Origin of the sequence: Streptomyces sp. NPDC049887 (assembly GCF_040656535.1) — a bacterium.
In the GTDB taxonomy this organism is placed as follows: Bacteria; Actinomycetota; Actinomycetes; order Streptomycetales; family Streptomycetaceae; genus Streptomyces.
Genome location: NZ_JBFAMM010000004.1, coordinates 330,042 through 341,587, shown reverse-complemented (window position 1 = coordinate 341,587; position 11,546 = coordinate 330,042). Strand labels below are relative to the sequence as shown.

The 11,546-nt window shown below is 71.9% G+C and carries 9 protein-coding genes and 2 tRNA genes; 2 read left to right on the top strand and 9 right to left on the bottom strand.

Translation table 11 applies throughout. From position 1 onward, the window contains the following. Positions 1-206 precede the first annotated feature (206 nt). The 3 genes from AB0J10_RS07510 to leuS form a co-directional block, all read right to left on the bottom strand. Positions 207-1,052 (bottom strand): DegV family protein, encoded by an 846-nt coding sequence (locus tag AB0J10_RS07510; RefSeq protein WP_363058779.1) that lies wholly within the window; start codon positions 1,050-1,052, stop codon positions 207-209. Positions 1,053-1,245: 193 nt separating this feature from the next. Beyond that, positions 1,246-2,022 (bottom strand): hypothetical protein, encoded by a 777-nt coding sequence (locus AB0J10_RS07505; protein WP_363058777.1) that lies wholly within the window; start codon positions 2,020-2,022, stop codon positions 1,246-1,248. 147 nt (positions 2,023-2,169) lie between these two features. Continuing rightward, complete coding sequence (leuS, locus tag AB0J10_RS07500; protein WP_363058775.1) at positions 2,170-5,061, bottom strand: leucine--tRNA ligase; 2,892 nt, start codon at positions 5,059-5,061, stop codon at positions 2,170-2,172. Between the two features lie 597 nt (positions 5,062-5,658). On the opposite strand from leuS, the gene AB0J10_RS07495 reads away from it, so the two are divergent. Next, the gene (locus tag AB0J10_RS07495) at positions 5,659-7,152 is read left to right on the top strand and encodes a hypothetical protein (protein ID WP_363058895.1); all 1,494 of its coding nucleotides are present in this window, start codon (positions 5,659-5,661) and stop codon (positions 7,150-7,152) included. Then, positions 7,149-8,735 (top strand): NADH-ubiquinone oxidoreductase-F iron-sulfur binding region domain-containing protein, encoded by a 1,587-nt coding sequence (locus AB0J10_RS07490; RefSeq protein ID WP_363058773.1) that lies wholly within the window; start codon positions 7,149-7,151, stop codon positions 8,733-8,735. The genes AB0J10_RS07495 and AB0J10_RS07490 overlap by 4 nt, the downstream gene beginning before the upstream one ends. A gap of 60 nt (positions 8,736-8,795) precedes the next feature. Here the strand turns inward: AB0J10_RS07490 and AB0J10_RS07485 are convergent. From AB0J10_RS07485 to rsfS, 6 genes are all read right to left on the bottom strand, one after another. Continuing rightward, positions 8,796-8,868 (bottom strand) — tRNA-Ala (locus tag AB0J10_RS07485). 454 nt (positions 8,869-9,322) lie between these two features. Then, a complete protein-coding gene (locus tag AB0J10_RS07480) occupies positions 9,323-9,556 on the bottom strand; it encodes a hypothetical protein (RefSeq protein WP_026277450.1) in 234 nt (77 codons plus the stop codon). 3 nt (positions 9,557-9,559) lie between these two features. Then, positions 9,560-9,790 (bottom strand): hypothetical protein, encoded by a 231-nt coding sequence (locus AB0J10_RS07475; RefSeq protein WP_363058893.1) that lies wholly within the window; start codon positions 9,788-9,790, stop codon positions 9,560-9,562. A 139-nt stretch (positions 9,791-9,929) separates the two neighbouring features. After that, positions 9,930-10,002, bottom strand: a tRNA-Ala gene (locus AB0J10_RS07470). 288 nt (positions 10,003-10,290) lie between these two features. Further along, the gene (locus AB0J10_RS07465; RefSeq protein ID WP_363058891.1) at positions 10,291-10,950 is read right to left on the bottom strand and encodes a histidine phosphatase family protein; all 660 of its coding nucleotides are present in this window, start codon (positions 10,948-10,950) and stop codon (positions 10,291-10,293) included. Further along, entirely contained in the window at positions 10,947-11,387 is a 441-nt protein-coding gene (gene rsfS / locus AB0J10_RS07460) for a ribosome silencing factor (protein ID WP_138055274.1), read from the bottom strand. Before rsfS ends, AB0J10_RS07465 begins: the two co-directional genes overlap by 4 nt. Positions 11,388-11,546 lie beyond the last annotated feature (159 nt).

The window sequence follows — 11,546 nt, the reverse complement described above, 5'->3', positions numbered from 1 at the left end:
TGATCGGTGACTCATGCCATCCGACGGTAGGCATCTCCGCGCTATCGCGCTGAGCAGCACCAATTCCGGTGGACAACCGGGCCTTTGTGGAAAACTCGCTCACTCTCCGAAGTGACGAGACCGTACGGGCCGGCGACCAGCCGACGGCAGAACCCGCGCCCCGCACCACCGCACGACGCGGACGGGCCCGCCGCGTCACCGCGTCCTCACCTCTGTGAGACCACCGCCCCCAGCAGTCCGGGCCCGGTGTGCGCGCCGATCACCGCGCCCACCTCGCTGACGTGCAGTTCCCCGAGGTTCGGCACCCGCTCCCGCAGCCGCTCCGCCAGCGCGGACGCCCGTTCCGGCGCGGCGAGATGGTGCACCGCGATATCCACCGGTCCCGTACCGGCGCGCTCGGCGGCGATCTCCTCCAGCCGGGCGATCGCCCTGGAGGCCGTGCGCACCTTCTCCCTGAGCTCGATGCGGCCGCCCTCCAGCTGCAGCAGCGGCTTCACCGCGAGCGCGGACCCGAACAACGCCTGGGCGGTACCGATGCGGCCGCCCCGGCGCAGATAGTCGAGGGTGTCGACGTAGAAGAACGCGGACGTGCCCGCGGCGCGCTTCTCGGCCGCTGCCACCGCCTCGTCGAGGGAGCCGCCGGCGTCCACCGCCTCGGCCGCGGCGAGGGCGCAGAATCCCAGCGCCATCGCCACCATGCCGGTGTCGACCACACGGACCGGGACGGGTGCCTCCCGGGCGGCCAGCGCCGCCGCGTCGTAGGTGCCGGAGAACTCCGAGGACAGATGGAGCGAGACGATGCCGGTCGCCCCGGCCTCCGCCGTGGCCCGGTAGGCGGCCGCGAAGGTCTCCGGGCTCGGCCGGGACGTGGTCACGGCACGGCGCTTCTGGAGGGCCTGGGCGAGGGAACGGGCCGAGATCTCGGTGCCCTCCTCGAGGGCCCGGTTCCCCAGCACAACGGTCAGTGGCACCGCTGTGATGCCATGCGACTCCATCGTCTGCGGCGGCAGGTAGGCCGTGGAATCAGTGACGATCGCGACATGGCAGGACATGAGCGGGAGGTTACCCGCAGGGGCCGCCGCACGGGAGCCCGACCCCGCCCCACCACGCGTCTCCGTCCGGCGGACAGCCTCCGTCCGGGGCAGCCCGGCCGTCCGGCGGAGCGCTCGGCGCCCACCGGGCACGCTCCCCGGACGGCGCGCTCCGTGTCCTGGTGCGAGGTCTCCGAACGGCGAACTCCTGCAACTAGTTCGAGGTCTCCGGACGGGCGGACTTCTCCCACGAGTACCGCATCGCGAGCCGCGGGTCCCGTGGCGGGATCGCCCGGGGCTGCTGAGCGCCCGCCCCCGGCTCCGATTCGCCCGGCGTCCGCTCCGGGCCCGTCGCGGCCTCCGAAGGCCGCGCCGACGAGGCCCGCGGCCCCTGTGCCGACTGCGGATGAGTGGGCTCCTCGGCCGGCTCGGGCCACACCGGCTCGGCGCGCGACCAGTCGCGCAGGGCTCCCGCCTCCACGTCGATCTGGGTGGTCAGCGACTCCAGGTCGTCCTCGGCGAACGACCGCGCCCGGTCCCGCGCCGCCCAGCGCAGGGACTCGGCGGAGTGGGTGATCCGCTCGACCCGTTCGCGCAGCTGCGGCAACAGCTCCGTGGTCCTGGCACGATCCGGCTCGCGCTCCAGGCGCCGCAGCTCGTCGTCCAGCTCCCGCCCGTGCACGCTGAGCCGCTCGAAGAGGCCGATCGACTCCCGCAGCGACGCGTCCTCGGCCACCCCCGCCTGCAGGGCGTCCTGCGTGGCCCGCATCGACGTGCGCAGCCGGAGCCTCAGCTGGGCCAGCTCGCCGGCAACGCCGACCTGCCCGAAGCTCTTCGCCCGCAGCGTCGTGTCCTCGACGCTGCGCCGCGCCTGGCTGATCGTGCGGTCCACGCCGCGCTTGGCAGCACCGATCGCCTTGACGCCCACGTACACCCCGAGTGTCACAAAGGCGACGAAGAGCAGCGCCAGGATCAGGATGACGGCTTCCATGGGCGCCCCTCCGAGTCGTATGCGGTGTGTACTCCCACGGTAAACGGAACGGGCAGGCCGAGGGTTCCGGCGGAACCCCCAACCTGCCCGTAGGGGAAAGATCAGGGCCGGGGCCGGCAGCCGGCCCCGGCGCTCGGACCGGGCCGGTCACGCAGGGACGATGTTCACCAGCTTCGGCGCCCGCACGATCACCTTGCGGATGCCCGCGCCCCCCAGGGCGGCCACGACCGCCGGGTCGCCCACGGCCAGCGCCTCCAGTTCCGCGTCACCGATCGACGGGGAGACCTCCAGACGGGCCTTGACCTTGCCCTTGACCTGCACGACGCACGTCACCGTCTCGTCCACGACGTACGCGGGGTCGGCCACCGGGAAGGGCGCGTGGACGACCGAGCCGGAGTGGCCCAGCCTGCGCCACAGCTCCTCGCCGATGTGGGGGGCCAGCGGCGCGATCAGCAGCACCAGGCGCTCCGCCACCGAGCGGGCGACAGGGCCGCCGGTCTTGGTCAGGTGGTTGTTCAGCTCGGTGATCTTGGCGATGGCGGTGTTGAAGCGCATCGCCTCCATGTCCTGGCCGACGCCCTCGATTGCCTTGTGCAGGGCGCGCAGGGTCGCCTCGTCCGGCTCCGCGTCCACGACGGTCACCTGACCGGTCGCCTCGTCGACGACATTGCGCCACAGGCGCTGCAGCAGCCGGTACTGGCCGACGACGGCACGCGTGTCCCAGGGACGGGAGACGTCCAGGGGACCCATCGCCATCTCGTACAGGCGCAGGGTGTCGGCACCGTACTCGGCGGCGATCTCGTCCGGGGTGACCGCGTTCTTCAGGGACTTGCCCATCTTGCCCAGCTCGCGCCTGACGGGCTCGTCACCGTGGACGAACCCGCCGTCGTGCTCCCGGACCTCGGCGGCGGGCACCGGGAAGCCGCGGGCGTCCCGGTAGACGTACGCCTGGATCATGCCCTGGTTGTACAGCTTGTGGAACGGCTCGGCGGACGAGACGTGACCCAGGTCGAACAGGACCTTGGACCAGAAGCGGGCGTACAGCAGGTGCAGCACGGCGTGCTCGGCGCCGCCCACGTACAGGTCCACACCGCCGTGCGGCTGCCCCTCACGGGGGCCCATCCAGTACTGCTCGATCGCCGGGTCGACCAGCTTGTCGGCGTTGTGCGGATCCAGGTAGCGCAGCTCGTACCAGCACGAACCGGCCCAGTTCGGCATGGTGTTGGTCTCGCGCCGGTACCGCTTGACCCCGTCGCCCAGATCCAGCTCGACGTCGACCCACTCCGCGTTGCGGGACAGCGGGGTCTCGGGCTGGGTGTCGGCGTCGTCCGGGTCGAAGGTGCGCGGCGAGTAGTCCTCGACCTCCGGCAGCTCCAGCGGCAGCATCGACTCGGGCAGCGCGTGGGCCACACCGTCCTCGTCGTAGACGATCGGGAACGGCTCGCCCCAGTAGCGCTGCCGGCTGAACAGCCAGTCACGCAGGCGGAAGTTGACGGTCGCCTCGCCGATGCCCTTGGCCACCAGCCAGTCGGTGATCTTCGCCTTGGCCTCGGTCACCTCCAGTCCGTCCAGGGAGATCTCGTCGTTGGAGGAGTTGATCGCCGGGCCCTGGCCGGTGAACGCCTCGCCCTCCCAGCCCTCCGGGGGCCGCACGGTGCGGACGATGGGCAGGCCGAACGCCTCGGCGAACTCCCAGTCGCGCTCGTCCTGGCCGGGGACGGCCATGATCGCGCCGGTGCCGTAGCCCATCAGCACGTAGTCGGCCACGAAGACCGGGATACGCGCGCCGGTGACCGGGTTCACGGCGTAGGCGCCGGTGAAGACACCGGTCTTGTCCTTGTGCTCGGTCTGGCGCTCGACGTCGCTCTTCGTCTGGGCCTGCTTGCGGTACTCGGCCACGGCCTCTGCCGGGGTGGCCGCGCCGCCGGTCCAGGCGTCCTTGCCCCGGGCCTCATCGGGCCATTCGGCGGGCAGGACCGAGTCGATCAGGTCGTGCTCGGGCGCCAGCACCATGTAGGTGGCGCCGAACAGGGTGTCGGGGCGCGTGCTGAAGACCGTGATGCGGGCGCCGTCGTGCCCGTCGACGGTGAAGTCGATGCGCGCGCCCTCGCTGCGGCCGATCCAGTTGCGCTGCTGCAGCTTGATGGCCTCCGGCCAGTCCAGCGCGTCCAGGTCGTCCAGCAGCCGGTCCGCGTAGGCGGTGATGCGCATGTTCCACTGGCGCAGGTTGGCCTTGAAGACCGGGAAGTTGCCGCGCTCGGAGCGGCCCTCGGCGGTGACCTCCTCGTTGGCCAGCACGGTGCCCAGTCCGGGGCACCAGTTGACCGGAGCGTCCGAGGCGTACGCCAGGCGGTAGCCGCCCAGGACGTCGGCGCGCCCGACGGCGCTCAGCTCGCTCCAGGGACGGCCGGACGGGGTGGCCCGCTCGCCGCTCTCGAACTGGGCGACCAGGTCGTCGATCGGGCGGGCCTTCCCGGCGTCCTCGTCGTACCAGGAGTTGAAGATCTGCAGGAAGATCCACTGGGTCCACTTGTAGTAGTCCGGTTCGATCGTCGCGAACGACCGGCGCTTGTCGTGCCCCAGGCCCAGCCTGCGCAGCTGGATCTTCATGTTCTCGATGTTGGCCTCGGTGGACACGCGCGGGTGCGTGCCCGTCTGGACGGCGTACTGCTCGGCGGGCAGGCCGAACGCGTCGAAGCCCAGGGTGTGCAGCACGTTGTGCCCGGTCATCCGCTGGTGCCGGGCGTAGACGTCGGTGGCGATGTAACCCAGGGGGTGGCCGACGTGCAGGCCCGCACCGGACGGGTACGGGAACATGTCCATGATGAACTTCTTGGGGCGGGCCACGAGGTCGGCGTCCCCGGCCAGGTCACCGCTCGGGTTGGGAGCCTCGTACGTGCCGTCGGCGTCCCAGAAGTCCTGCCAGCGCGCCTCGATGTCGGCGGCCATGGCCGCCGTGTAGCGGTGGGGTGCGGCCGCCTCCGCGGAGGGGGACCCACCCGTGCCGGAGGCCACGGGGGAGGAATTCGTCTCGCTCATGATCCTTAAAGCTCCATCGATCGTCTCTGCCTGCGATTGCCTGAAACGAAAAATCCCCTCGCACAGGAGGGGACGCCGCGCCGATTCCGACCGGGAGACCACCGGTCGGGACTGATCAGCGCGGCTCGCTAAGCAGAAGGCGTACGGCACGCATGGCGCCAGGGTACAGCAGGCCACCTTCCCGCCGCACAGAGTGTCCGCCCGCCGGCACGGGACGGAACCGCGGGGGACCGGGGAAAAGCCGCTCCACGGCCCCGCCCGGAACCGGACCCGGGGCCCCCGTATGTCCGGCCCGCCAGGCGTCGTCCGTTCCGTCGGAGCGAGTCCCGGAGGGATGCGGAGCGCCGGATGGTGAGTGGAGAGCATCGCCCGCATGAGTGAAGAACCGTTTCGGACGGCCCGAGTTACTCGGCGTATCACCCCTATCCGGGGCAACCCCAGAGTCAGTTGTCGGTCAGGCTGACCACTAAACGTCGAAAACTCGTACCCACTGGTATGACGCCACTTAGAGTGCGACGACGGGACCGCTTTCCCGCACCATTCGGAGCCCCCATGAACCCTCGTCGCAAGATCCGTTCCTCGCCCGGTGAACCGGGCATGAGCCGGCAGGCACAGGGCGGACTGATCGTCGCCGCTCTCGTGCTCGTACCCCTGCTCGCCATCGGTGGCAGTGATGCCTTCCGCGCAGCGCTGGACTTCACCACCGGCGTGCTGTCCCTGGTCTCCCTGACCGCCTCGGTCGCCTGGGGCCTCATCGCCACCGACCGCGTGTTCCTGTCCACGCGTCACCGCCTGCTCGCCCAGGCCATCCACAGAAGCACCGCCGTCGCCTCGCTCGGCTTCCTGCTCCTGCACATCACGGTCAAGGTCTCCCTCGGCCACGTCGAACTGCTCGGCGCCCTGGTGCCGTTCGGCCTCGGCATCACCGGCACCTCCGGCCTCATCGGCTTCGGTTCGCTCGCCGGTCTGCTGATGGTCGTCGCCGCATCCACCGGTGCCGCGCGCAGCGCACTCGCCGGGAACGGCCGCTTCGCGGGCCGCTGGCGGGCGCTGCACATGCTGGCGTACCCGGCCTGGTGCTCCGCCCTCGTGCACGGCCTCTACGCGGGTCGCCCCGCCGCCGGCTGGGTGATCGTCATGTACAGCCTGGCGCTGACCGGAGTCGCCGCCGCCGTGTCGCTGCGGCTGCTGCCGCGCCCGGTGAAGCGGCAGCTGGTCGAGCGGATCATGAGCCTGACGGGCGCCTCCGGCGATGCCCCCGGAGCCACCGAACAGAACGTGCGGGACATGGCGTCGGCGCCCCTCCCCGGTACGTCCGGCATTCCCTCGCAGCCCCAGGCGCGGTTCGAGCGCGAGTACCCGCGCGGCGCCGCCGACCTCGGCGACCCGCCGGGCCGGCCGCTGGGCTCACCGCTCGGATCCCCGCTGGGGCAGCCGCTCGGCGCCTCACGCGGTGAGCCTCGCCGGCTCGCCGCCCCCTCCCCGCAGCTGTACGAGGCCAGCCAGCAGCTCTACGACAGGGCACCGATCCCCTCGACCGAGCCGGCCACGGCGACGGGCTCCTTCCCCGGCGCCGGCCCGGCGATGGGCGGTTCGCTGTCCGGCGACGGTCCCGGAACGGGGATCTCCGCCGCCTACCGGGCCGTTTCCCGCGCGGGTGACCCCTCCCCGCGCACCGGTGGCCCCACGGCCCCGCCGGGGCGCTCCTCGGACGACGTGCCGTTCGCCGAGCGCATCCCCATGACCGAGGAGCTGCCGGTCGTCCCCGACGACTCCTCCCCCCGTTCGGCGAGCTGGCCGACTCCCTCGCCGCCGCCGCCGGCCCAGGCCTTCCCCCAGCCGCCCGCGTCCCCCCCGTACGACACCGGCACGACCTCCCCGTACAGCGACTCGTACGCGGCGTCGCCGGGCGCCGCCGGGTACGACCCCGTCTCCCCTTACGGCACCGCCGGCACTCCCGGCGGCTACGACGGCGCCCCGTCCGCCGAGCCCTTCCAGGGCTCGTTCGACGAGACCCAGCCGCCGCCCGGCCCGCTGTATCCGCCCACGGCCGGGGAACCTTGGAACACACCTGCAGGAGAACGACCGTGAACGCCCCCCTCCCCGATGTCCCCGAAGTCCGCGTCGTCGGCCTGCCCCAGCTCACCCAGGGATTCGACCTGGTCGAGCGTCTCGACCTGTCGATGCACCTGAAGGTGCACGGCCCGCTCGAACCCATGAGCGGCGAGCGGCTGGCCCAGCTGGCCGAGAACATATCCCTGCGCGGCCGCGGGGGCGCGGGCTTCCCGTTCACCCAGAAGCTGCGGGCCGTGGCCAAGGCCGCCATCAGGCGGGGTGTGCGGCCCGTCGTGGTGATCAACGCCAGTGAGGACGAACCGGCCTGCCGCAAGGACACGGTGATGGTCAACCGTGCGCCCCACCTCATCCTGGACGGCGCGCTGCTCGCCGCCGAGGCGCTGGGCGCCCGCACCCTGATCGTCGCGGTGACCCGCAACTCCACGGAGGTCTCCATACGGGCCGCCCTGGCCGAGCGCGGCCTGTCCGACCGGCGCGGGCAGCAGCTCCGCGCCCGGGTGCAGCGCAACCCCGAGCGCATGGTCTCCGGTGAGGCCTCGGCGATCATCCGGGCGATCAACGGCGGCCCCGCGCTGCCTCCCGGCCGCCGTGAGCGCGCCGCCGAGTCCGGTGTGGCCGGGGCGCCGACGCTGCTGTCCAACGCGGAGACGTTCGCGCAGCTCGCCGTGGCCGCCCGGATCGGGGCCCGCAGGTACGGCCACACGGGCCTGGAGAACGAACCGGGCACGGTGATGCTGACGGTCTCCGGAGCGGTCGCGCGCCCCATGGTGATCGAGGTGCCGACGGGCGTGCCGATGCGGTACGTACTGCAGCTCGCGGGTGCCCCGCCGGTGCCCCAGGGCGTGCTGACCGGTGGTTACCACGGCAACTGGATCGACGCGGCCGCGACCCACGAGGCCGTGATCTCGCGGGAGTCGCTGGCCAACGTCGGCGGGGCACTCGGTGCCGGCGCCATCCTCCCGATCGGCCAGGAGACATGCCCGCTCGGGGAGGCGCAGCGCGTGGCCAACTGGCTCGCGGCCGAGACGGCGGGCCAGTGCGGCCCGTGCAAGCTCGGCCTGCCCGCGGCGGCCGGCGGCCTGTCGGACGTGATCAACGGCGGCGGGCCGGCCGCGCTGGAGGCACTGCGCGAGGTCACCCAGGCCGTCAAGGGCCGGGGGGCGTGCAAGCACCCCGACGGTTCCGCCCGGTTCTTCTCCTCGACACTGTCGGCGTTCACGGACGACCTGGCCGCGCATGTCCTGCACGGCGGCTGCGGCCGGGAGACCGTCGGTGTGCTGCCGCTGCCCGGGCCCGGCGGCCAGGAGGCTCAGGAGTCCATTCCGAGCGGCGAGAAGCTCGCGGTGGACTGGACGCTGTGCCAGGGCCACGGCATCTGCGCGGAGATCGTGCCGGAGCTGATCCGCATGGGCGCCGACGGCTACCCCTCCGTGGCGGAGGCAGCAGTTCCGATGCATCTGCGGGGGCGCGCGCAGCGTGGCGTGCGGCGCTGTCCCGCGCTGGCGCTGCGCATCGAACAGGCGCCGCCCCCGCGGAGCAGCAAGCCGGCCCTGCCGCCCGGTGGTGACCGCAAGGCGCTTGGCAGCGGCCAGGGTTGACACACGGAAGAGGGCCATCCGATCGGATGGCCCTCTTCCGTGTGCTCCGAAGAGCCTCTGTGGAGCTAAGGAGAATTGAACTCCTGACCTCTTGCATGCCATGCAAGCGCTCTACCAACTGAGCTATAGCCCCTTGCTGTCGACCGCTTCGCTTCCCAGGGTCTCCCCCGCGGCGACACAGAGAACATTACACGGTCCCCCCGGTGGTTCACCAAATCGTTTGCGGTCCGCACCCGGCACGGGCGACGACGCCGGCTCACGCCGTGACCGCGACGGCACCCTCGTCCGCCCGAGGGCCCGGCGCGCGCGCCCTCGGCGCCGTATGCCCCTGCCTCGGCCTTTCGCGGCGCCCCGGAGGGCGCAGCACCCGGACGGAATGTCCCTGATCCACCTTTTCACCCGAGGGCACCGCGAACCGGTCGCCGCGCGCCGGAATGACCTCGCGCTCGTACACGCCCGGGTGGAGGCGCCACGACCCCGCGGCCCGAACTCACCCCGCACCCGGGCGGCATGGCCCTCCCGGCCGTCCCGCGCCTACGGCCGTCGACGCGCCTGGGCCCGGCGGCACGGGCGGAGGCCCGGGGGCGTCACGCCGTCGCGAAGGAGTAGAAGCGCTTGAGCGTGCAGTGTTCGTCGAGCAGTCGTCCGTAGATCGGCTCCCCCTCGAGCTCACGGTAGGTCTCGATGGGATCGCCTTTTATGATCAGTGCCCGCGCGCACTCCTCGCACCAGTACTGGTACTCGGGGTTGACCGGGTCCATGTCCCGGACGATCGGCGTGCCGCTGCCGCACCAGTCGCACTTCCTCCGGTGTGCACCCATCATTCAGCTCCAGCTGTGGCCGCAGGCGGTGCACACGTACGAGATACCTCCGTTGTCGCCGAGCACTTGGGCAACGTGGGACGAACCGCATGAAGGACAGCTGAGGCCGGCACGGGCGTCCGCAGCGAGGAGCTGGTCGTCGTTCTCCTCGTTGCCGCCTCCGGGCATCGCCTCTCCCTCCCGTCCAGGCCTTCGTCCCCCTTCAGCCGTCCCGATTCTGCCATGGCGGGGCATGGGGGTCATCGGCGTCGGCGAACCGGTGCGTCATCGTTCCGGAGATCACCACGACCGCGGGGTCGAGGGCGCGCAACGGGGCATGGAAACACGAAAATCCCGCCCCCTGCGGGGGACGGGATCCGGGTGATGGTGCTTGTGGAGCTAAGGAGAATTGAACTCCTGACCTCTTGCATGCCATGCAAGCGCTCTACCAACTGAGCTATAGCCCCTTGCGTTCATCGCGCTCCGCGCTGCGAACAAGAAGAACCTTAGCCTGTGACCAGCCGGAAAGTGAAATCCGGCCGGTCCCGGGCCGTCCGACGGGCCCGGCACGGGTCCGCGGCGGGCCGCACACTGGTCCGGGAACGGGCGCGCGGCGCCGGCAGAGCGGGCCGGGAGCGGCCGCACGGCACCGCCGAGCGCCCTCGGCAGCGGCCCTGAGGGCCACGAGGGCCACGAGGGCTTCCGGGACGGACGCGGCCGGAGCGGCTCACAAGGACCGCTGCCGCACGGCCGACTCAGTCGTCGTCGCCGAGGACCGGCTCGGGAAGGGTGCCGGCGTTGTGCTCCAGCAGGCGCCAGCCCCTGGCGCCCTCGCCGAGGACGGACCAGGAGCAGTTGGAGAGGCCGCCCAGGCCCTCCCAGTGGTGGGCCTCCAGGCCCAGGAGCCGGCCGATCGTCGTGCGGATGGTGCCGCCGTGGCTGACGACGACGAGCGTGCCCCCGTCGGGCAGCTTGTCCGCGTGGCGCAGCACGACCGGCGAGGCCCGGTCGGCGACCTCGGTCTCCAGCTCGCCGCCGCCGCGGCGCACGGGCTCGCCCCGCTTCCAGGCGGCGTACTCCTCGCCGTGGCGCTCGACGATCTCCTCATGGGTCAGGCCCTGCCAGACGCCCGCGAAGGTCTCGCGCAGTGCGGAGTCGTGGATGACCTCGTGGCCGGTGATCGAGGCGAGCTGGTCGGCCGTCGTCGCCGCACGCTTCAGGTCCGAACTGATGATCGCGTCCGGCTTCAGTGACGCCAGGAGCCGCGCCGACCGGCGTGCCTGGCTGACGCCGGTCTCAGTCAGCTCGATGTCCGTCGAACCCTGGAACCGGCGCTCGAGGTTCCAGGCCGTCTGGCCGTGCCGCCACAGGACGATGCGGCGGCCGCGACCCTTGCCGGTGTCGCTGCGGCTCAGCTCAGCTCACCGTCCGATCCACTGCCGTCCCCGCTGAGCCTGGCGTGCTCCTCCGCCTTGCCGCGCGTCTTCAGTGCGTCCTCGGGCAGCGGAAGCTCCGGGCAGTCCTTCCACAACCGCTCGAGGGCGTAGAAGACCCGCTCCTCGCTGTGCTGGACGTGGACCACGACGTCGACGTAGTCGAGCAGGATCCAGCGCGCGTCGCGGTCGCCCTCACGGCGCACCGGCTTGGCGCCGAGCTCCTTGAGCAGCTTCTCCTCGATCTCGTCCACGATCGACTTGACCTGGCGGTCGCTCGGGGCGGAGGCGAGGAGGAATGCGTCCGTGATCGACAGCACATCGCTGACGTCGTAGGCGATGATGTCGTGCGCGAGCTTGTCCGCGGCCGCCTGTGCGGCGACGTTGATGAGCTCGAGGGAACGGTCCGTAGCGGTCACAAGCAGGCTTTCGTCGGCGGTCGGGACCCCTCCAGGGTCTCACGGACCGCCGACAACCCATGCGGCCGTTCGCCGCGGCGGCGCTCGGCACCCCGCCGGACGGCCCGAAGGCGCGGGCCCGGGTGCCCCCGGCCCGCGGAGCCCTCCGTCCACGGAGCA